The organism is Bradyrhizobium sp. MOS001, assembly GCF_004634465.1.
Lineage (GTDB): Bacteria > Pseudomonadota > Alphaproteobacteria > Rhizobiales > Xanthobacteraceae > Bradyrhizobium > Bradyrhizobium barranii.
Genome location: NZ_SPVJ01000045.1, coordinates 20,128 through 39,964 on the forward strand (window position 1 = coordinate 20,128; position 19,837 = coordinate 39,964).

The window sequence follows — 19,837 nt, forward strand, 5'->3', positions numbered from 1 at the left end:
GTCCGTCCATGTCCCGATCGACCGCCATCGCCCCCGCATCGGAACGGCTGCACGCGCTCGACGCGGTCAGGGGTTTTGCCCTGCTGCTCGGCATCGTCCTGCACGCGACCCTGTCGTTCGTGCCGGCCCCGACCAGGATCTGGATCATCCAGGACACCCATCAAAGCCTGGCCCTGGGCCTGCTGTTCTTCGTCATCCACGTCTTCCGGATGACGACCTTCTTCCTGATGGCGGGTTTCTTCGCTCGCATGAGCTTTCATCGCCGGGGAATCTGGGGCTTCGTCACGGACAGGTTGCAGAGGATCGGACTGCCGCTAGTGGTCGGCTGGCCGATCGTGTTTACGCCGATGGCCCTGGTGGTCATATGGGCTGCGGGCTTTCCGAACGGCGGCCCGATCCCCGGCGCACCTCGCTGGCCGCCGGTGCTGCCGAATTTCCCGCTGACCCATCTCTGGTTTCTCTATGTGCTGCTGGAGCTATATGTCGCCATGCTCCTGCTGCGCGGCGCAATTGTCTGGCTCGATGTATCAGGCACGCTGCGAACGGTTGTCGACCGCCTCTTTGCGCAGATTATGCGAAATCCGCTGGCGCCCCTGGTTCTGGCGATCCCGATCGGCATCGCTTTCTGCCTCGATCAAAGATGGATCAATGTGATGGGCGTGAGGACGCCGGATCAATCGCTCGTCACGAACCTCCAGGCGTGGGTCGGCTTCGGCACTGCCTTCGGCTTCGGTTGGTTGCTGCATCGGCAGACCGATCTACTGCGGATTTTGGAGCGACGCTGGCTGTGGAATCTCTTGCCGGCGCTCGGCCTCATTCTGATCAGTTTCGTGCTTGTCGGGGTGATGATGTCCGTGCCGGGTGCGCCGAAACTGCCGGTCAGTTTCGCCACGCTCAGGCTTGTCTCCGCCATCCTGTATGCACCGGCGATATGGATCTCGACCTTCGCGGTCCTCGGCCTCGCACTTCGCTTCATGTCCGGCTTCAGCCCGACCCGGCGCTACCTCGCCGATGCGTCCTACTGGCTCTATCTGATCCACATGCCGATCGTGATGGCGCTACAGGTCGTGCTGTCGCAGCTCGACTGGCCCGGGCTGGTCAAGTTCGCCATCATTCTCGTCGTCGCGATTCTCCCGATGTTGGCAAGCTATCATCTGCTGGTGCGCTTCACCTTCATCGGCGTGGTGCTGAATGGCCGACGCGTACGGCGCGAAGCGGCGCCTGGCGCCGCGGTCACAGGCCCCGCCGTGCCATAACGCGAAGTGTGGGGTCATTCTCCCGCACGGCGGAATTGCGGCTCCATAGACAGCGCCTCCCCGCTCACTAAGATGAGCGCAACAAGAATAAGCGGGAGAGGCGTCATGAAGTTCGGCATCTTCTATGAGCTGCAGCTGCCACGGCCCTGGGTGGCCGGCGACGAGCTGAAGCTCTACCAGAACGCGCTCTCGCAGATGGAACTTGCTGACAAGCTCGGTTACGACCACGCCTGGGTCGTCGAGCATCACTTCCTCGAAGAGTACTCGCACTCGCCTTCGCCGGAATCGTTCCTCGCCGCCGCCAGCCAGCGCACGAAGAACATCCGGCTCGGCCACGGCATCCTCCAGCTCACCACCAATCATCCGGCGCGCGTCGCCGAGCGCGTCGCGGTGCTCGACCTGCTCTCCAACGGCCGCTGCGAATTCGGCATGGGGGAGAGCGCCTCCATCACCGAGCTCACGCCATTCGGCCGCGACATGGAGACCAAGAAGGAGGTCTTTGAGGAAGCTGTGCAGGCGATCTTTCCGATGTTCAAGGATGCCGGCTCCGAGCATCACGGCAAGTATTTCGACATTCCCTTGCGCAATGTCGTGCCGAAGCCGGTGCAGAAGCCGCATCCGCCGCTGTGGATGGCGTGCTCGCAACTGCCGACCATCGAACGCGCCGGCCGCCACGGCTTTGGCGCGTTGGGCTTCCAGTTCGTCAGCGCGGATGCGGCGCATGCCTGGGTGCACGCCTATTACAATGCAATGACCAAGCGATTGCACAAGCTCGCCGACTACGAGATCAACCCGAACATGGCGCTGGTCTCGTTCTTCATGTGCGCCAAGACCGACGAGGAGGCGCGTGCGCGCGCCGACGGCGCCACCTTCTTCCAGTTCGCGCTGCGCTTCTACGGCGTCTCGCAGAATCGCCAGCGGCCCGCGCCCTACACCGTCAACATGTGGGACGAGTACAACAAGTGGAAGCGCGACAATCCGGAAGCACAGGAGGCGGCGCTGCGCGGCGGCCTGATCGGCTCGCCCGAGACGATCCGCAGGAAGCTGAAGCGCTTCCAGTCCTCCCATATCGACCAGGTCATCCTGCTCAACCAGGCCGGCAAGAACAGCCACGAGCACATCTGCGAATCGCTGGAGCTGTTCGGCCGCGAGGTGATGCCGGAGTTCCAGAACGATCCGGCCCAGGCGGCGTGGAAGCAGGGCGTCATGAGCGGCGAGATCAAGCTGGAGGAGATCGACACCGAGGCGTTTACGGATCGCTACGGCAAGCTCGCGATCAACGTCGCGCCGGCGAAGGCCGCGGCGGGGTAAGGGCGCTGCATCCGGCATGGGCCCCGGCTCAGCAGCGCCATAGCGCGTCGAAGACGCGCGTAAACGCGCTTATGTCACGCTGCGCTACGTCCGGGGCACGAGACCTTTTCCGCATCGGCCAGCACGACTCTCGTGTCCCGGACGCGCTGCAGCGTGCAACGCTGCTGCGCAGAGCCGGGACCCAGAAGCGGCATAAGCCGCCGTCTCCGACTTTCGGTCAAACCCGGCTGCTGATATCTTCCGCCAAAAGAACTTTTGCGGAGGAAACCAATGCGGCCCCACGGCATGGCCTCAACTCCAGCGGCGAACGACATCGCGCCGGCGGTGCTCGCCATCGGCCGACCTGATTTCCCGAATGTCCTGATCGACACACTGCGCCGGCAGGCCGGCGTCGGCCATTGCATGGTGTTTGCCCTGACACGTACCGGCGCGGCGAGCTGTCTGCTCGATGCCGGCAACATCCCGATCGGCAGCGATCTCGGCGCGGCCTATGCCGGTCAGTTCCACGAATCCGATCCCAATCGTGATGCGCTGTTCGAAGGCGAAGGCAGCGCGCCGATCATGCTGCCGTCGTTCGCGCCGCGCATGTATGGCGCGCGCTACCGGAAAATCTTCTTCAACGACTCTGATATCGTCGACAAATATGCGACAGCGATCTGGGTCGGCGACACCTGCTTCTATGTCAACTTCTACCGCATCACGGCCCAGGGCCGCTTTGGCGACGCCGAGCGTGCGCGGCTTCAGACCATTGCGCCTGCGATCAGCGCCAGCGTTGCGCGTCATTTCCAGCAGGCGGCCACCGCGACGCCCGACCAGAACCTCGCCGCGTTGTTCGCAACGCGCGCGCCACTCTCCGCGCTGACACCGCGCGAGCAGGAGGTCTGCCGCCGCATCCTGCTCGGCTTCAGCTCCGAGGCGATCTCGCAGGCGCTCGGCATCAGCCTGCATTCGACCCTGACCTACCGCAAGCGCGCCTATGAGCGGCTCGGCATCTCCTCGCAGAACGAATTGTTTTCGATCGTGCTGGGCCTGCTCTCGGGGCCAAGCGGCCTGAACTAAGAGCTACGTTTAGTCCGCGATGTCTGCTTGCAGGCGCAAAGCGGATGCGCAGTCCGTCAGCCGGGATCGTCGCCTTTTGACCCCAAGCCGAAATCCTAATCCTTAGCCCACTGGCGGCGAGCTACGCACCGTGGTGCCATGGGTTGGCCGAAGACGGTATCGAGGAGGACTGAATGAGGCGACGCGATTTCTTGTTGTTGCCGACGAGCTGATCAAATAATAGGTCGGGCTGGCTGCGTCTGCTCATGGCAGATTTTGTTGCAAAGTTGACCGCGGACGATCGGCCATCTTAGTTTGAAGCGACTATGATTTTCCGAAGGGACGCGGAGATGATCATGCTCGCCTCTAACGAAAATAGGTCCGTGATCTCCCCTGCGATGGATGACACTCCTGCGGATGCTGCACGGGTGAGCCGGTGTTCAATCCTTCTCGTGCACGGTACGTGGGGCCGAGGGATTTTCCCCAAGATGTCAGACCTAAGACGCGGCTACTTCCGTGAGACCAAGAGGTGGTTTGAGGAGGGTTCGCAGTTTTGCGACGGACTAGACGCCGCACTCAAAAGTGAGTCGCTCGATTGGCCGATCCGCGCATTTCTCTGGAGTGGGGCCAACTCCGTTCATGCCCGCGACCGCGCAGCGAGAGACCTATCCAAACAACTGAGAGAAGGCTTGGAGGACCCTGACAGCCGTCATTATTGCCCATAGCCACGGAGGAAACGTGGCGTTGCGTGCCTTGCAACATCTCGACTCCAAGACAGGCCGGATCCGGATCGTCACCTTGGCGACGCCGTTTCTTAGGGTGTTTGCGCGCACGTCCTTGCAACTGTCATATTGGGTCAAGCTCTTTATGCTTGGAGCAATCTTTATAACGCTTTTCGTAAGTCTGCTAGTTCTTGACGAGATCGTGTCTGAAAAGGTGGGCCTAAAGCTTCTGCTTGCTGTGAGAAAAATCGCGAAAAATGAGGACCTGGTGTTCTTGATTATCGCGGTGTTGAGTGGAGTAGCGGGCTTTTTCATTATGGAATGGTTGAATGAAGTCTTCACCAACCCGGATGCAGCGCATGCCATCGAAGAGTTGGCTCACTACGATACTAAAGGTGCGGCAATGTCGCGGATGCTTGTTATCCGCGGCGTGGATGATGAAGCTTCGCTATCGCTCGCGGCGGGCTCCATCGGCTCGCGTTTGAGCTTCCTTACCCTAGTTGCAGCGATCCCCGCGATCTACGCGGTGGTCATTGTTTTTGTTTGGCTGGGTTCGTTTTTCGGGCTGAATGGCGAATCGAAATTGGGATTATGGATGGGAGGCCTGATGATCGGCGTTTTCTTTGGCGCACTGATATTGTTCTTTGTTCCCGGTGCATTTAAATCCTTCTTTGGGCGAGAATTTCTGGTCAACGGGATGAGTTGCGACATTGCGGTTGACTCAGTACCGGATACGTTGGGCCAGGTGGAGGCAATCACCCTCAGGCCGATCGAAGCGGCTTCGCCCAAACTGAGATCCTTCGAACGGCCTTTTAGTTTGCGATGGATGTTGGAAATTTCGTTGTTGGAATTTCACGGGATATACTTTCAGTTGCATCAATCCTCTATGGGGCAGGCACGCAGCAAGCCGTCTTGGCAGCTGCGGCACGGGATCTACAACCATCCTAACTGTGTGGATGAGATCGTGCGATGGCTTCGTCGCGTCACATGAACTGGCCACCGAGCCAACGTGCCTTGAAATCCGCCAAAGACCGCGAAGACGCTCGACCTTACCGTAGTCGCTGCTCGCTACAGCCGACGAGGTGATCGAGTAGGCACTTTACTTCCGCTAGTAGCCCTTAGCTGTCGTTTGTCTCAGGCGCCAAAATGTCGGCTGTCGGACTGAGCGCAGGTCAAGGTCTGAGTGCGTTTTCTCCGCGGGTGCTTCAGACCTCGACTCGTTTCGCGATGAGAAGCGCGTCGTCCTCGTCGCGACCTGAATATCGAGCGGTATGCCCAATTTTTATGTTGCCGAACAATTCGGCGTTAACCACGACTAACGGTTCCAGTCCGTGTGACGTCGCTTCGAAGTTTCTTAAATCTTGCCGGGTACCTCTTCCAGGCATGGTGACCTGGGGAAAGACATGAGTAAGCGGGCCAAACGTAAGAAGGCAGAGGCCCTCGCAATACCCATGGCCGCGAGAGTTGCGATTGGCGCCATGGCCGTCGCCGTCGTGGGGTATAGCTTGCTGTCTAGCCCGGCGGACGTGCAACCGATACGAAAACCGTCCGCACAACAGGCCCAGGCGTCGTCAACTCCGGTTTACGTGTCGACTCCAGTTCGTGCATCAGCGCCAGCTCCGGCTGCGATTCCGGTCCCTGCTCCGATCCCGGCCCCGGCGCCTCTGGTCGAACCACCCAAAGCCGACGCTGGCGTTCCCGGAGCACTTGTCCGGCAGGTGGTTGACTACGCCAGCCGTCAGGCGCCGGGCACCGTGATCATCGATACAGGAAACACATTCCTCTATTTCGTTCTGAGCGACAGGCAGGCGATGCGCTACGGCATCGGTGTCGGCCGCGAAGGTTTCACATGGTCCGGTGAGCAGACTGTGGCCCGTAAGGCAGAATGGCCGGACTGGCATCCGCCTGTGGAGATGGTCTCGCGTCAGCCCTATCTGCCGCGGTTCATGGCGGGCGGTCCCGGCAACCCGCTCGGCGCCCGGGCGATGTATCTCGGTGAGACCGAATATCGCATTCACGGCACCAACAATCCCGATACGATCGGCAAGAAGGTTTCGTCCGGCTGTATCCGGCTGACCAATGACGACGTCACGGACCTCTATGAGCGGGTGAAAGTCGGAGCGAAAGTGATCGTGCTTCCGGCAACCGCCGCCCGCAGGCCCTCCCAGGGAGCGCCGGCCGACGCCGCTTTCCGGTTGCCGGACCCGGCATCGCCGTCGAAGCGGCCCCTGGCGGCTAACGCGCAGATGTTGTCATCCGGACCGAAGATCGCCGAAGCCCGGTAACTCAGTCCTCAGTCTGCAACTGAGGACAAGGAGGCAATTCTATCTAACCCGACGATCGCTTCTCGATGACCGTCGCGATACTCTCCAAGGCGGCGTTCCTGCGCTTTATCTCGACGAGTTCATTCTCGCACATCTGAACCCATCGTCGGCCCGGACCACCGTCCCGGCAAATGGGCGCTCCTTCGGCAACAAAGCCAGATCACCACTGCCAAAAAGACAGCAGCAGCGAGCCATGATAGCGCCTGCCGCCGATCGAAGTCCGCGGTGGCGCCGCGGAAATCGCCCTTGGACAGGTACGCAATGGCGCGATTGCTGTAAGCGGAGTAGTCGTGAGCATATTCCGGATCGAGTGCGATCACCCGGTCGTAGTCGGCGGTGGCACGATCAAAATCGCCCTTGGCAAAATAGGCGTTGCCTCGCGCGGTGAGAGCGAAACTATTGTTCGCATCAAGCTGGATACTCTCTGTATAGTCCGCGATGGCACGGTCGTTGTCGCCTTTGGCCTGATAGGCGTAGCCGCGCTCGCCGTATCCGACCCGCTTTCCATAGTCCGACAGGCCACCTTCGAATGCCTGGTTAACGTCCGCTATCGCCCGGTCGTAGTCGTGCCGTTGGTTGTAGATGTACGACCGATTGAGCAGTGATCCGCCGGATTTCGGGTTAGCTCGGATCGCCTCGGTAAAGTCTTTCAAGGCGCGGTCGTCGAGATCGGCGAAGCTTGTCCATGACCAGGAGTAGCCGCGCGCATGATAGAGGGCGGACAGGTCTTGGTCATTGCTGTCTCCGCTTTCGATCGCGCGTGTACAGGCGGCGATCGTCGCGGCAGCGGTTTCCTTCGACCCATTCAAACACTCCTGTCGATCGTCGGCTGCCGCTGGCCGGCTGACAGCAGCGGCTGTTGCGAATGCCAAGGCAATCAGCCAGACGTGCGCGGAAATCCCTGAGCGCATATCCTTCCTCCCCGCGATGCGCCAGTGTTCGAGCTAACCCGGAGACGGCTTTTCCAGAGCCGCCGCGATCCTCTCCAACAATGCATTGGTGCGCCTGTTTTCGGCGACCTGCTGCTCGTAGAGATCGACCCAGCTCGTGCCGGATGATGAGCGCCGGCTCGCACGCGAGTACCATAGCCAGATGCCCACCAGCACCAGGAACGGCAACCAGGACACAATCAGGCTAAAAAACCAGGGAGGCGAACCACCTCGTGGCGCGTTGATGAACGTAAAGCCAACGAAAAGAGCACCGACGAGAGCGATCCACATAGCAACAAACAGAAGCCGAACGCGAGGCTTCGTCTTTTCCGTCACGGCAGTTCCCTGGGTTGGTCTCAGGAAGCTAATGCTATCATTGGTTGATTGACCTTCCCATGCCCTCGCGCATGCAGCCGTCGCAACGTGGTTAGCCGTTCCTTGCGAGAAGCCTCAGCCACCATGAAAGAGCTCGCCGTCATCATGAAAATGGCAGTGCCATAGAGCTCGCTGCAATTGTCTGGATTTGGCTCGAAGCCGACCCTGAGCTTGCTCTGGAATGTTCGCGCGCGACCCTTAGCAGAAACTAACGTTGTGCGACCAACATGCTCAACATGCACTCCGAATGGCGTCGTCAACTACCCTATTTGGTTCATACCAATAGAGAACTTGGCCTAATGCCGAGGGGGGCCAAGCCCCTCGCATATTTCATGGATATCGTTGGCCAAGAGCCGGACATCTGCATTCGGTATTGGCGCATGTTCGACAGGCATGTTGCTGAGGGCCGCTTCATAAGACGCGAGTTGATCGAAACCTGTCCTGGCGCGCCGCAGCTCGAATATCGGATGCTGTTTTACACATTGCCCGGCAGCGAGTGGCGGGTTGACGCCATGCTTGCGCTGCTGAACGAATCCGGAGCTTGGTCCGATGATCGCGAGCGGCGCTTTGGTGAATTGCTTGGTTACGAGAGCTGGCAGATCGACTATTGGCTGACGCATGGCCGCTCGCTCGCGGACGCTTAGTCCGCTGTTGGGCCTTAACGAACATTCGCTTATGCATCGTCGGTGTCCGCTGTTGTGGGCCATGCGAACCTCGCTATTGCGCCTGCGCGCATCAAGCTTATGAACACACGCCCCAATGCCGTCCGTCCCTATCGCTAGGGACAGACGCCGGCGTCGGAGTTCGCTAGTCTGTCCTGAAGCACACGAGAATCCAGGGGAGACCGCCTTGAGCACCGCGCCGCGCATCGACATCGACCCTGCTTCGTTCTGGGCCGATCCCTATCCGATGCTCGCGAAGATGCGGAAGGAAGCGCCGATCGCCTTCGTGCCGCAACTCGGCTCGACGCTGCTGGCGAGCCGGGACGACATCTCGATCTCCGAGAAGCAGATCGACGTGTTCTCCTCGCACCAGCCGGCCGGCCTGATGAACCGGCTGATGGGCCACAACATGATGCGCAAGGACGGCGAGGCGCATCAGGTCGAGCGGCGCGCGATGTTTCCGACGGTGTCGCCGAGGACGGTGAAGGCGCATTGGACCGCGCTGTTCCAAGCCCATGCCGACCGCATCATTGACGCAATCGAGCCGGGGCGGATCGATTTCATGCGCGACTTCGCGCTGCCGTTTTCCGGCGAATGCCTGAAGTCGATCACCGGCCTCACCAATATCGGCTTCCAGGACATGGACGCGTGGTCGCAAGGCATGATCGAAGGCATCGCGAACTACACCGGCGACCCCGCGGTCGAGGCGCGCTGTCATGCGGCGACGTCGGGCATTGATGCTGCGATCGACGACATTCTGCCCGTGATGCGCAAGCATCCCGATCAAAGTATCCTCGGCGTACTCCTCGCTGCGGGCATGCCGATGGAGAGCGTGCGCGCAAATGTGAAACTCGCGATCTCAGGCGGCCAGAACGAACCGCGCAAGGCGATCGCCGGCACGGTGTGGGCGCTGCTGAGCCATCCCGAGCAACTCGATCTCGTGCGCAAGGGCGAGGTGACCTGGCTCGAGGCGTTCGAGGAATATTCCCGCTGGATCTCGCCGATCGGCATGTCGCCGCGCCGCATCGCAAAGCCGTGGACGATCCGCGACGTGTCTTTCGAGCTAGATGAGCGCGTGTTCCTGATGTTCGGCTCCGCCAATCGCGACGAGAAGCATTTTGAGCGCGCCGACCAGTTCGACGTGCGGCGTGACACGTCCAAGAGCGTCGCCTTCGGCGCCGGCCCGCATTTCTGCGCCGGCGCCTGGGCCTCGCGTGCCATGATTGCCGACGTCGCGCTGCCGACGGTGTTCGCGAGGGCGAGCCGTCTCGAACTTGCCGACGATGAGCCAGTGCGGATCGGCGGCTGGGCGTTCCGCGGCCTGCTGAACCTGCCGGTGAGGTGGGCGCACTGACCAGACGACGGTCGCCGTGACGGCGAACTCGTGGCGTCGGACGATTGAACCGCATCGTTACCCGGCGACACACATGACGTCATGTTCATTGGCGTCATGTCCATCCAGTTCTGGCCCAAGCCGTGGCTTGAATCGTCTCTGGCTGCCGGGTCGGCGCTGATCGCGTTGCTGGTCGTCGTACCGGCGCGCGCCGCCGGACCGTCCTCCATTTCCGGCTGCTGGACGCAGACCTCGCTTGTGCCTTACGCTCAGACGCCGCCCGGCAAGGCGTGGGGTTCGCGGACCTGGTGCTTCAGGCCAGATGGGACGATGACCAGTGTCCGCATCACATGCGGCCGCAGCGGTTGGGATCGGGACGGACGTTACCGCTGGCGACGGCCGATCGTGTGGATCTCCGACGTCGATACGTCAGACGACGGCAAGCATCAGACAAAGGTGTGGCGTCGATGTCGCGTCAGTTTCCGCGCCAGGGATCGCATGGTGCTCGAGAATTGCTATTTCTCGTCCGATCCCTGGGTGCGCGAGCACTGACCGCGCCTTGTCGGAGGCCCCGATCCACACGCTGCCATGATGCCATCATGCGCCTGTTTTGCCCGACGTGTCAAACGAACTTCGGATAATGCGTAAGTCGTTGATCGGACTATGGTCGGCTACTGTGCATGGGGTTGTTTTCGACAATTTATGTTCCGGCCCTGGGAGCGTCGATGAGATTCCCGCGGCTCTCACATTCGCGTGCGGAAAAAAATCCCTCTGCATGAGCGCGGCCGCTTGAAAGATTAATCATGCGCTTCGCCACGCGCGCAGTGCTCGCATCGCTATTTTCCCTGGCGTCTCGACACCTCCGCTGACCCGCACCATCATTCCTGCAGCGCAAAGGAATGACGGCCGCAGGCGGCCGGGAGTGTGGAATGCAGCGTCGTGACTTTCTCAAGCTCTCCGTTGGAACTGCGGCCGGCGCTGCATTTGCCTCCCGCGCGAACGCGCAGGGCGCGGTGAAGGAAATTCGTATCGGCTACCAGAAGACAGGCGTGCTGGTTATCACGCGCCAGCAGGCTTCCTTGGAAAAGCATTTCAATCCGCAAGGCATCGACGTGAAATGGGTCGAGTTCTCCTCGGGCCCGCCGATGATGGAGGCGATGAACGTCGGTAGTGTCGACTTCGGTTCGGTTGGCGATTCCCCGCCGGTGTTCGCCCAGGCCGCGGGTGCCGCGATCGTCTATGCCGCGGGCCAGCCCATCACCAACGGCCAGGGCATCCTGGTGCCGAAGGATTCGCCGATCCGCTCGATCGCCGACTTGAAGGGCAAGCGTATCGGTTTCACCAAGGGTTCTAGCGCCCACAATGTCGTGGTGCAGACGCTGGAGAAGGCCGGTCTCACCTATGCGGACATCACCCCGGTCTATCTGACGCCGCCGGATGCCGGGCCCGCCTTTGCCAATGGCAGCATCGAGGCCTGGGCGATCTGGGATCCCTATTTCGCGATCGGCGAGACCAAGCAGGGCGGCCGCATCCTGATCAATGCGCGCGAAGTCACCAAGACCAATTCCTTCTACATCGCCAACCGTGAGTTCGCGAAGACCCACGGCTCCATCCTGCAACAGATCGTCGACGTCACGACCGCAACTGGCAAATGGGCCGAACAGAATCGCGGCGAGGTCGCCAAATGGCTCGCCGCCGTCACCGGCGTCCCGCTCGACATCCAGGCCGTCGCGGCCGAGCGCGCGAACTTCGTGGTCGGCCCTGTCACCGACGACATCGTCGTGACCCAGCAGGGCGTCGCCGACCGCTTCTACAAGCTCGGCCTGATCCCGAAGCCGATCGTCGTTCGCGACATCGTCTGGCGCAGCGCGGCGACCTGATCGTGCCGACCAATCTCCCCATATCAAAAGGTCTGAACATGAGGCGCATCGTTCAACGTCTGATCGCCGCCATCGTGCTGTCGATCGGCATCGTCGCCGCCGCGGTCGGCACGTCCTACGGCCAGGACAGCCAAGACAAGGTGGTCCGCATCGGTTACCAGAAATACGGCAAGCTGGTGCTGCTCAAGAGCAAGGGCACGCTGGAGCCGAAGCTCGCCGCCGACGGCTACAAGGTGGTGTGGACCGAATTCCCGTCCGGCCCGCCGCTGCTCGAAGCGCTCAATGTCGGCGCGATCGATTTCGGCAACACCGGCGAGGCCCCACCGATCTTCGCGCAGGCCGCCGGCGCGCCGATCCAGTACGTCGCCTACGAGCCGCCGGCGCCGAAGGGCGAGGCGATCCTGGTGCCGAAGGACAGCCCGCTGAAATCGGTCGCCGATCTCAAGGGCAAGAAGGTCGCGCTCAACAAGGGCTCCAACGTCCACTATCTCCTGATCAAGGCGCTGGAGAAGGCGGGTGTCAAATATTCCGAGATCGAGCCGGTGTTCCTGGCGCCGGCCGATGCGCGCGCCGCCTTCGAGCGCGGCGCGGTCGATGCCTGGGTGATCTGGGATCCGTTCCAGGCCGCGGCGGAAGCGGCCACCGGCGCGCGCACGCTCGCCGACGGCACCGGCATCGTCGCCAACTACCAGTTCTATTTCGCCTCGAAGAAATTCCTCGAAGCCAACCCGAAGATCGTCGACGCCGTGCTCGCCGAGCTCAGCTCCGTCGACGATTGGGCCAAGGGCGACATCCACGCGGTCGCCGAGCAGCTGGCGCCGGCGATCGGCCTGTCTGTCCCTGTGGTCGAGGTGGCGCTGAAGCGGCAGGCCTATGGCATCAAGCCGATCACGGATGCCGTCATCGCCGACCAGCAGCAGGTTGCGGATGCGTTCTTCGCGCTCAACCTGATTCCCAAATCCATCAAGATTTCCGACGTGGCCCGGAAACCAGGATCGTGAGCAAGCACATGAGTAAGCAGTCCAACGCCAACATCCTCTGGTTCCTGCCGACCCACGGCGACGGCCGTTATCTCGGCACCGGCATCGGCGGCCGTGAGGTCAACTTCAACTATCTGCGCCAGATCGCGCAGGCCGCCGACCAGCTCGGCTATTACGGCGTGCTGTTGCCGACCGGGCGATCTTGCGAGGATTCCTGGATCGTGGCCTCCTCGGTCGCGCCGTTCACCGAGCGGCTGCGCTATCTCGTGGCTGTCCGCCCCGGCCTGCAATCGCCGAGCGTGGCGGCGCGCATGACCGCGACGCTCGACCGCGTCACCAACGGCCGGCTTCTCGTCAACGTCGTCACCGGCGGTGATCCCGTCGAGAACAAGGGCGACGGCATTTTCCTCGGCCATGACGAGCGCTACGAGGTCACCCGCGAGTTCCTCAGCGTCTATAGCGACCTGCTCGCCGGCAGGACCGTCAATGTCGAGGGCAAGCACATCCATGTCGAGGGTGGCAAGCTGCTGTTTCCGCCGGTGCAGTCGCCACGGCCGCCGCTCTATTTCGGCGGTTCGTCCGATGCCGGCATCGACGTCGCCGTCGACGCCGTCGACAAATATCTCACCTGGGGTGAGCCGCCGGCTCTGGTTGCCGAGAAGATCGCGAAGGTGAGGGAGGTCGCAGCTGCGCGCGGCCGCAAGCTCTCCTTCGGCATTCGTCTTCATGTGATCGTCCGCGAGACCAATGACGAGGCCTGGAGCGCCGCGAACGAGCTGATCAGGCATGTCAGCGACGACACCATCGCGCTGGCGCAGAAGAACTTTGCCCGCATGGACTCCGTCGGTCAGCAGCGCATGGCGCAGCTCCATGGCGGCAAGCGCGACAAGCTCGAGATCGCCCCGAACCTGTGGGCCGGTGTCGGTCTCGTGCGCGGTGGCGCCGGCACGGCGCTGGTCGGCGACGCCCAGACGGTCGCGGCCCGCATCAAGGAGTATCAGGACATCGGCATCGATACCTTCATCATGTCGGGCTATCCGCATCTGGAGGAAGCCTATCGCTTCGCCGAGCTGGTGTTCCCGCTGCTCTCGCTGGAGCAGCCGAGCAACGTGACCAAGCTGCACTTCAACGGCGGTCCCTTTGGCGAGACCGTCGGCAGCGATTACCGTCCGCAGCAGCGAGTGTCCGAGTCATGAGCCTGATTGACAGCGTTTCACTTCCGCGCAGCTTCCGCCTGCCGCGGGTCGACGGCCTGATCCAGTGGATCGTGCCGCTCGCCATCATCGCGATCTGGCAGGTCGCGAGCATCACCGGCTTCGTGCCGGTTCGCGTGCTGCCGGCGCCGAGCGACGTCGTGCTCGCGGGCTGGAAGCTGCTGCTCTCCGGCGAGCTCGTCCGCAACATCTGGGTGTCGTTCTGGCGTGCCTCGATCGGCTTCCTGATCGGCGGCGGCATCGGTTTCGCGTTCGGTCTCGCCAACGGCCTGTCGCAGCTCTCGGCCAAGCTCACCGACACCACGTTGCAGATGGTGCGCAACGTGCCGCATCTGGCGCTGATCCCGCTGGTCATTCTGTGGTTCGGCATCGACGAGAGCGCAAAACTGTTCCTGGTGGCGCTCGGCGTGTTCTTCCCGATCTACCTCAACACGCTGCACGGCATCCGAACCGTCGATCCGCAGCTGATCGAGATGGGCCGCATCTACGGCATGACCGACAGCGAGCTGTTCCGCCGCGTGATCTTCCCCGGCGCGTTGCCCTCGATCTTCGTCGGCATCCGTTTTGCGCTCGGCATCATGTGGCTCACCCTGATCGTCGCCGAGACCATCGCGGCGTCTTCAGGCCTCGGCTACATGGCGATGCAGGCGCGCGAGTTCATGCTGATCGACGTCGTCGTGCTCTCGATCCTGATCTACGCCCTGCTCGGCAAGCTCGCCGACAGCGCCTCCCGCGTGCTGGAGCGCCTGACGCTCTCCTGGCACCCCGCCTTCCAGAAACGCTGAGAGTGACATGCAGACAGCTCTTCGTACGGCCCTTCCCGAAACCGAGCTCGCCAGCCGCGCCAATTTCGTGCCGCAGGCACGCGTCGTGCGCGAGGAGCGCCCGGCGCAGACGACAGGCCTGCCGCTCAGCATCCGTGGCTTGCGCAAATCCTACGGCGACAACGAGGTGCTGCGCGGCATCGACCTGCACATCCCCGCCGGCCAGTTCGTGGCGATCGTCGGCAAGAGCGGTTGCGGCAAGAGCACGCTCTTGCGGCTGATCGCCGGCCTGGAAAAGTTCGAGGCCGGCAGCATCAGCTTCGGCCAGGAAGTCCAGCCCGAGGACATCCGCGTGATGTTCCAGGAGCCGCGGCTGCTGCCCTGGGCGCGGGTGCTTTCCAATGTCGAGGTCGGGCTCGGCCGCGATCGGTCCTCCAGCGACGCGCATGCTCGCGCGGAGAAGGCGCTGACCGAGGTCGGGCTGACCGACAAGCGTGATCAGTGGCCGTCGGTGCTGTCGGGCGGCCAGAAGCAGCGCGTTGCGCTCGCCCGTGCGCTGGTCTCCCATCCGCGTGTGCTCGCCTTCGACGAGCCGCTCGGCGCGCTGGACGCGCTGACCCGCATCTCGATGCAGCGGCTGCTGGAGCGGGTCTGGCGCGACCAGGGCTTTACCGCGATCCTGGTGACCCACGACGTCGCCGAGGCCGTCGCGCTGGCCGACCGGGTCCTGGTGATCGACGAGGGCCGGATTGCCCACGATGTTACGGTTAACACCGCCCGGCCGCGCGAACGCGGCTCCGCCGAGCTCGCAAGCCTCGAAGGCTCGATCCTGAGCCATCTTTTGTCGGCGGACGATCGTACCTAAATACAGGGGAACCCCGCTTCGGGGACCATGCCATGAATGTAGTGCCTCGCGATCTCATGACTGAAACTGCCGTCTCGTCCGCCGATTTCCGCGGCGCCATGCGCCACCTCACGGGCGGCGTCAGCGTCATCACCGCCGGGCGGGGCAAGGACATCACCGGCATGACGGTCACCTCGGTGACCTCGCTGTCGGTCGATCCGCCGACGCTGCTGGTCAGCATCAACCGCGATGCCTCGTCCTTCCCGCTGATCCGCCGCTACGGTGCCTTCGGCGTCAACATCCTCGCGGCTGACCAGCTGGACGTCGCCGAGCGTTTTGCCGGCAAGGGCGGGCTGAAGGGGGCTGATCGCTTTGCGGGCAGCCAGTGGGTGACGGCGGTCTCGGGCGTCCCGCTGCTGGTTGGTGCATTGTCCGCGGTCGATTGCGAGGTCGAGGAGATCGTCGAGCGGCATTCGCACGGCATCGTCATCGGCCGCGTCAGCAGCGTCAGCAGCGTCAGGAATTCGACCGGCAATGCTGCACTGGCCTATTGGCACGGCCAGTACGTGGCGGTCGACCAGGACGAAGACGCGGCGAGGCTCGCCGAGGTCGGCGTTCCCGCCCGCGGCCTGCGCGGCGTTTGATCGCTGTGCTAGGGCGGCCCGCAGGCTGGCCTTTTCCCCGTCATCGCTCTAGAAGCGCCCTGAGCCGCCCCGTCCGGGACGGCCATGGAGCGGAACGATGAAGCGCGTCGCCACCTGGGCCTTCTACGCCATCGGCGCGCTCGCGATCGGCTACCTCGCGCTCTACGCCTATGCGATGTTCAGCGGCCAGCCGATCGTGCCGGGCGACCCCATCCACATCTTCCGCAAGCCGGACGCGCCGAGTTATTCGTAGGACTTGGTAGGTCTCGTAGGGTGGGCAAAGCGAAGCGTGCCCACCACTTCTATCGAACGAGACGAATGGTGGGCACGGCGCAAATGCGCCTTTGCCTACCCTACGGCAGCTTCGCTCACCCCCGCAAAATCGCCAGCGCCAGCGCCTGGGCGCGCGGCACGATGCTGTCGAGCTCGAGATATTCCTCCGGCGTGTGCGCGAGCCCGCCGACCGGCCCGAGGCCGCAGATGGTCGGTGTGCCGACTGCGGCGGTGAAGCCGGAATCGGCGCAGCCGCCTGAAAACTCGCCCTGGAGCGTGGTGAGGCCGACCTGCTTTGCGGCCGCTTGATAGCCTTCGAACAGTGCCTTCGACTCCGTGCTCTGCACCACCGGCACGAACTCGCCCTTCACCGTCAGCGTCGCGCTGGTACCCGGGACGTAGGACGTCGCGATGATCTTCTCGATCGCCGCCATGATCCTCGCACGATCCGCCGGATCGACGTAGCGCAGGTCGATCTGGCCCTCGGCTGAGGGCGCCGTGGTGTTCACGGACTGCCCGCCCGAGACGAGACCGACATTCAGCGTGATGCCCTTGTCGAGATCAGTCAGCGCGTGGATATGGACGATCTTGTGCGCGAGCTCGCCGATGGCACTGATGCCCGCGGCAAAATTGGCACCGGAATGCGCGGCTTTGCCGGTGATGGCAAAGTGCATGAAGATGCCGCCCTTGCGGCCGGTGACGATGTTGCCGGTCGGCCGCCCCGGTTCGGAATTGAACACGGCGCGTGCGGAGCGTCCCTCGCGCTCGATCACCGGGCGCGAGGAGGGCGAGCCGATCTCCTCGTCCGAGGTGATCAGCACCTTGATCGGATGCGGGCTGCCGCCGAACTTGTGGAAGGCGGTCGCCACGAAGATGTTCATCACGACGCCGGACTTCATGTCGGCAACGCCGGGTCCATAGGCACGCTTGCCCTCAATCGTGAACGGACGCCGCCCGGCCTCGCCCTTGCCGAACACGGTGTCGCGATGGCCCATCAACAGCACCGGCTTCTCGTTGCTGCCGGGCTTGGCGACATCGGCATGGATCGCATCGCCGAAGGTGGCGTTGCTCTCGCGCCGGAACGGAATGCCGTGCTCGGCAAAATGCCGCTCGAACCGCGCACCGACCGCATCGACGCCTTCCTTGTCGTAGGATCCGGAATCGATGTTCACGACATCGCGCAGCAGATCGATCATCGCCTGCCGCTGCGACGCCAGCCAGTCCGTGATTTGAGCTTCCGACATGTGTATCCTCGCGTTGTTCTCACGCGGGGTTATAGGGCCTGACGTCGCCATGGCCTAGTCGGCTAGCGCGGTCCCGTTATGCGAGGAGCGCTCTCAACGCCGTCATTGCGAGCGTAGCGAAGCAATCCAGCTATCACCGCGGAGGAATTCTGGATTGCTTCGCTGCGCTCGCAATGACGAGGTTGGCAGCCTGCATCCAAAAAAATGCCCGGGACCAGCCCGGGCATCTGCATTCTTTCAGTAGGGGGAGAGACTTACGCCCCCACCATCGGCATCCGCGGATATTCGCCCGGCGTTCCCGCCGGCGTGATCGGGATGCCGCCGTCGGAATATTCGTTGAGCTTGTTGCGCAGCGTGCGGATCGAGATGCCGAGGATGTTGGCGGCATGGGTCCGGTTGCCGAGGCAGTGCTTCAGCGTCTCCAGGATCAGGTCGCGTTCGACGTCGGCGACGGTGCGGCCCACAAACGCCCGCGTCACCTGCTCGGCGGCCATGGTCGCATGCGCCACGGCCGGCGCGGTCTTGGCGAGGTCGAGGCGGTCGCCGTCCGGGGTGAGGATCGCGTCGGGGCCGATCTCGTCGCCCTGCGCCATCAGCACCGAGCGGTGCATGGTGTTCTCGAGCTCGCGGACGTTGCCCTGCCAGCGGTTGGTCGAGAGCACGCGGCGCGCGTCCGCGGAGATCGGGCGCACCGGTACGCCGTTGGCTTCGGCATATTTCTTCACGAAATGCTGGGCGAGCTCGAGGATGTCGAGGGGACGCTCGCGCAGCGGCGGGATCTTCAGATTGACGACGTTGAGGCGGAACAGCAGGTCCTCGCGGAACGTGCCTTCGCGCACGGCTTCCGCCAGGTTGCGGTTCGAGGTCGCGATGATGCGGATGTCCACCGGCACCGGCTTGGTGCCGCCGACGCGGTCGATCACGCGCTCCTGGATGGCGCGCAGCAGCTTCGATTGCAGGCGGACGTCCATCTCCGAGATTTCGTCGAGCAGCAGCGTGCCGCCGGTCGCTTCCTCGAACTTGCCGATGCGGCGCGCGATTGCACCGGTGAAGGCGCCCTTCTCGTGGCCGAACAGTTCGGATTCCAGCAGATGCTCGGGGATCGCGGCGCAGTTGATCGAGATGAAGGGACGCTTGGCGCGGGCCGAGCGGGTGTGGACGTAGCGGGCCAGCACTTCCTTGCCGGTGCCGGATTCGCCGGTGACCATCACCGAGGCGTCGGAGCCCGCGATCTGCTGGGCGAGCTTGATCACCTTGGCCATCGCCTCGTCGCGATAGACCAGCTCGCGGGAATCGTTGGCGACCGCGGCCAGCACCGCGGCGATCAGCTCCGGATCCGGCGGCAGCGGGATGTATTCCTTGGCGCCGGCGTGGATCGCGGCGACCGCTGCGCGGGCGTCGTTGGTGATGCCGCAGGCGACGATCGGCGCGTGGATGTGCTCGGCCTCGAGCCGCATCACGAGGTCGCGGATGTCGAGGGCGACGTCGACCAGCAGGAGGTCGGCGCCCTTGCCGCCGCGCAGCACGCGCATCGCCTGCTCGTGATCCTCGGCGTGGGTCACGGTGGCGCCGTTCTCCATCGCGATCTTGGTGGCGGTGGTGAGCTGGCCCTTCAATGTGCCAACGATGAGAAGCCGCATGTCAGTCTCCTGTCCGTCTGGTCGCGCTGCCGCGCGTCATTCCTTGCGCTACTAGCTGCGTTCGGTCTTGATGATTTCGGTCATGGTCACGCCGAGCTTGTCCTCGACCAGGACGACTTCGCCGCGGGCGACCAGCTTGTTGTTGACGTAGATGTCGATGGCCTCGCCGACGCGCCGGTCGAGCTCGAGCACGGTGCCGGGCCCGAGCTTCAACAGCTCGCTGACGTCCATCTTGGAGCGGCCGAGCACGGCCGAGACCTGCACCGGCACGTCGAACACGGCTTCGAGGTCGGCGGCGGCGCGCGCAGCATATTCGTCCTCGTTGTAGCCGACGTCCGTACCGGTCGGCGGCATCGGGCCGTTGAGATCGGGCAGCGGGACCTGTCCGTCGGTGTCGCTCATGG

General features: G+C 63.1%; 20 protein-coding genes. 15 read left to right on the top strand and 5 right to left on the bottom strand.

The genetic code is table 11. The features are described 5' to 3' along the window. Window positions 1-8: 8 nt before the first annotated feature. The 5 genes from CT676_RS34835 to CT676_RS34855 all read left to right on the top strand — a co-directional run bounded on the left by CT676_RS34835 (window position 9) and on the right by CT676_RS34855 (window position 6,612). Complete coding sequence (locus CT676_RS34835; RefSeq protein WP_167768267.1) at window positions 9-1,256, top strand: acyltransferase family protein; 1,248 nt, start codon at window positions 9-11, stop codon at window positions 1,254-1,256. Window positions 1,257-1,361: 105 nt separating this feature from the next. Continuing rightward, a complete protein-coding gene (locus CT676_RS34840; RefSeq protein WP_167768268.1) occupies window positions 1,362-2,567 on the top strand; it encodes an LLM class flavin-dependent oxidoreductase in 1,206 nt (401 codons plus the stop codon). 270 nt (window positions 2,568-2,837) lie between these two features. Further along, window positions 2,838-3,626, top strand: coding sequence for a helix-turn-helix transcriptional regulator (locus CT676_RS34845; RefSeq protein WP_135216362.1), 789 nt, complete (start codon window positions 2,838-2,840; stop codon window positions 3,624-3,626). A 717-nt stretch (window positions 3,627-4,343) separates the two neighbouring features. Next, window positions 4,344-5,318 (top strand): hypothetical protein, encoded by a 975-nt coding sequence (locus CT676_RS34850; RefSeq protein WP_135216363.1) that lies wholly within the window; start codon window positions 4,344-4,346, stop codon window positions 5,316-5,318. A gap of 412 nt (window positions 5,319-5,730) precedes the next feature. After that, on the top strand, window positions 5,731-6,612 hold the full coding sequence (locus CT676_RS34855; protein WP_167768269.1) for a L,D-transpeptidase: 882 nt from the start codon (window positions 5,731-5,733) through the stop codon (window positions 6,610-6,612). Window positions 6,613-6,731: 119 nt separating this feature from the next. Here the strand turns inward: CT676_RS34855 and CT676_RS34860 are convergent, their stop codons facing one another. Both CT676_RS34860 and CT676_RS45530 read right to left on the bottom strand, forming a co-directional pair. Further along, on the bottom strand, window positions 6,732-7,562 hold the full coding sequence (locus CT676_RS34860; protein ID WP_135216365.1) for a tetratricopeptide repeat protein: 831 nt from the start codon (window positions 7,560-7,562) through the stop codon (window positions 6,732-6,734). A gap of 33 nt (window positions 7,563-7,595) precedes the next feature. Next, window positions 7,596-7,916 carry a hypothetical protein gene (locus CT676_RS45530; RefSeq protein ID WP_244623360.1) on the bottom strand — a complete coding sequence of 107 codons (321 nt, stop codon included), beginning with the start codon at window positions 7,914-7,916 and terminating at the stop codon, window positions 7,596-7,598. Between the two features lie 371 nt (window positions 7,917-8,287). Here CT676_RS45530 and CT676_RS34870 point away from each other — a divergent pair, with 371 nt between their 5' ends. The 10 genes from CT676_RS34870 to CT676_RS44475 all read left to right on the top strand — a co-directional run bounded on the left by CT676_RS34870 (window position 8,288) and on the right by CT676_RS44475 (window position 16,529). Next, window positions 8,288-8,599, top strand: a complete 312-nt coding sequence (locus CT676_RS34870) for a hypothetical protein (protein WP_244623362.1) — start codon at window positions 8,288-8,290, stop codon at window positions 8,597-8,599. 205 nt (window positions 8,600-8,804) lie between these two features. Then, a complete protein-coding gene (locus tag CT676_RS34875) occupies window positions 8,805-9,971 on the top strand; it encodes a cytochrome P450 (RefSeq protein WP_135216367.1) in 1,167 nt (388 codons plus the stop codon). A gap of 81 nt (window positions 9,972-10,052) precedes the next feature. Next, a complete protein-coding gene (locus CT676_RS34880; protein ID WP_244623363.1) occupies window positions 10,053-10,502 on the top strand; it encodes a hypothetical protein in 450 nt (149 codons plus the stop codon). Window positions 10,503-10,879: 377 nt separating this feature from the next. Beyond that, window positions 10,880-11,830: a sulfonate ABC transporter substrate-binding protein gene (locus tag CT676_RS34885; RefSeq protein WP_135216368.1), complete on the top strand. Its 951-nt coding sequence runs from the start codon at window positions 10,880-10,882 to the stop codon at window positions 11,828-11,830. A 38-nt stretch (window positions 11,831-11,868) separates the two neighbouring features. After that, window positions 11,869-12,831 (top strand): sulfonate ABC transporter substrate-binding protein, encoded by a 963-nt coding sequence (locus tag CT676_RS34890; RefSeq protein WP_135216369.1) that lies wholly within the window; start codon window positions 11,869-11,871, stop codon window positions 12,829-12,831. An 8-nt stretch (window positions 12,832-12,839) separates the two neighbouring features. Then, window positions 12,840-14,006, top strand: coding sequence for an FMNH2-dependent alkanesulfonate monooxygenase (gene ssuD / locus CT676_RS34895; protein WP_135216370.1), 1,167 nt, complete (start codon window positions 12,840-12,842; stop codon window positions 14,004-14,006). Beyond that, window positions 14,003-14,809, top strand: coding sequence for an ABC transporter permease subunit (locus tag CT676_RS34900; protein ID WP_135216371.1), 807 nt, complete (start codon window positions 14,003-14,005; stop codon window positions 14,807-14,809). The genes ssuD and CT676_RS34900 overlap by 4 nt, the downstream gene beginning before the upstream one ends. A 7-nt stretch (window positions 14,810-14,816) precedes the next feature. Continuing rightward, window positions 14,817-15,653, top strand: a complete 837-nt coding sequence (locus CT676_RS34905; RefSeq protein WP_135216372.1) for an ATP-binding cassette domain-containing protein — start codon at window positions 14,817-14,819, stop codon at window positions 15,651-15,653. Window positions 15,654-15,685: 32 nt separating this feature from the next. Then, complete coding sequence (locus CT676_RS34910; protein WP_135216373.1) at window positions 15,686-16,276, top strand: flavin reductase family protein; 591 nt, start codon at window positions 15,686-15,688, stop codon at window positions 16,274-16,276. 97 nt (window positions 16,277-16,373) lie between these two features. Then, complete coding sequence (locus tag CT676_RS44475) at window positions 16,374-16,529, top strand: hypothetical protein (RefSeq protein ID WP_028160973.1); 156 nt, start codon at window positions 16,374-16,376, stop codon at window positions 16,527-16,529. Window positions 16,530-16,644: 115 nt separating this feature from the next. Here CT676_RS44475 and CT676_RS34915 read toward each other — a convergent pair whose 3' ends face one another. The 3 genes from CT676_RS34915 to fliN form a co-directional block, all read right to left on the bottom strand. After that, window positions 16,645-17,793 carry a M20 family metallopeptidase gene (locus tag CT676_RS34915; RefSeq protein ID WP_135216374.1) on the bottom strand — a complete coding sequence of 383 codons (1,149 nt, stop codon included), beginning with the start codon at window positions 17,791-17,793 and terminating at the stop codon, window positions 16,645-16,647. Window positions 17,794-18,047: 254 nt separating this feature from the next. After that, a complete protein-coding gene (locus CT676_RS34920; protein WP_135216375.1) occupies window positions 18,048-19,433 on the bottom strand; it encodes a sigma-54 dependent transcriptional regulator in 1,386 nt (461 codons plus the stop codon). Between the two features lie 51 nt (window positions 19,434-19,484). Beyond that, the gene (gene fliN, locus CT676_RS34925) at window positions 19,485-19,835 is read right to left on the bottom strand and encodes a flagellar motor switch protein FliN (protein ID WP_018318401.1); all 351 of its coding nucleotides are present in this window, start codon (window positions 19,833-19,835) and stop codon (window positions 19,485-19,487) included. Window positions 19,836-19,837: the final 2 nt, after the last annotated feature.

Bases quoted from the DNA above. Each gene is read 5' to 3' on its own strand.
- CT676_RS34860 (WP_135216365.1), bottom strand. From the start codon at position 7,562: ATGCGCTCAGGGATTTCCGCGCACGTCTGGCTGATTGCCTTGGCATTC.
- CT676_RS34880 (WP_244623363.1), top strand. From the start codon at position 10,053: ATGTTCATTGGCGTCATGTCCATCCAGTTCTGGCCCAAGCCGTGGCTT.
- fliN (WP_018318401.1), bottom strand. From the start codon at position 19,835: ATGAGCGACACCGACGGACAGGTCCCGCTGCCCGATCTCAACGGCCCG.
- CT676_RS34855 (WP_167768269.1), top strand. From the start codon at position 5,731: ATGAGTAAGCGGGCCAAACGTAAGAAGGCAGAGGCCCTCGCAATACCC.
- CT676_RS34915 (WP_135216374.1), bottom strand. From the start codon at position 17,793: ATGTCGGAAGCTCAAATCACGGACTGGCTGGCGTCGCAGCGGCAGGCG.
- CT676_RS34845 (WP_135216362.1), top strand. From the start codon at position 2,838: ATGCGGCCCCACGGCATGGCCTCAACTCCAGCGGCGAACGACATCGCG.
- CT676_RS34910 (WP_135216373.1), top strand. From the start codon at position 15,686: ATGAATGTAGTGCCTCGCGATCTCATGACTGAAACTGCCGTCTCGTCC.
- CT676_RS34900 (WP_135216371.1), top strand. From the start codon at position 14,003: ATGAGCCTGATTGACAGCGTTTCACTTCCGCGCAGCTTCCGCCTGCCG.
- CT676_RS34905 (WP_135216372.1), top strand. From the start codon at position 14,817: ATGCAGACAGCTCTTCGTACGGCCCTTCCCGAAACCGAGCTCGCCAGC.
- CT676_RS34920 (WP_135216375.1), bottom strand. From the start codon at position 19,433: ATGCGGCTTCTCATCGTTGGCACATTGAAGGGCCAGCTCACCACCGCC.
- CT676_RS34885 (WP_135216368.1), top strand. From the start codon at position 10,880: ATGCAGCGTCGTGACTTTCTCAAGCTCTCCGTTGGAACTGCGGCCGGC.
- CT676_RS44475 (WP_028160973.1), top strand. From the start codon at position 16,374: ATGAAGCGCGTCGCCACCTGGGCCTTCTACGCCATCGGCGCGCTCGCG.
- CT676_RS34840 (WP_167768268.1), top strand. From the start codon at position 1,362: ATGAAGTTCGGCATCTTCTATGAGCTGCAGCTGCCACGGCCCTGGGTG.
- CT676_RS34870 (WP_244623362.1), top strand. From the start codon at position 8,288: ATGGATATCGTTGGCCAAGAGCCGGACATCTGCATTCGGTATTGGCGC.
- CT676_RS34835 (WP_167768267.1), top strand. From the start codon at position 9: ATGTCCCGATCGACCGCCATCGCCCCCGCATCGGAACGGCTGCACGCG.
- ssuD (WP_135216370.1), top strand. From the start codon at position 12,840: ATGAGTAAGCAGTCCAACGCCAACATCCTCTGGTTCCTGCCGACCCAC.
- CT676_RS34890 (WP_135216369.1), top strand. From the start codon at position 11,869: ATGAGGCGCATCGTTCAACGTCTGATCGCCGCCATCGTGCTGTCGATC.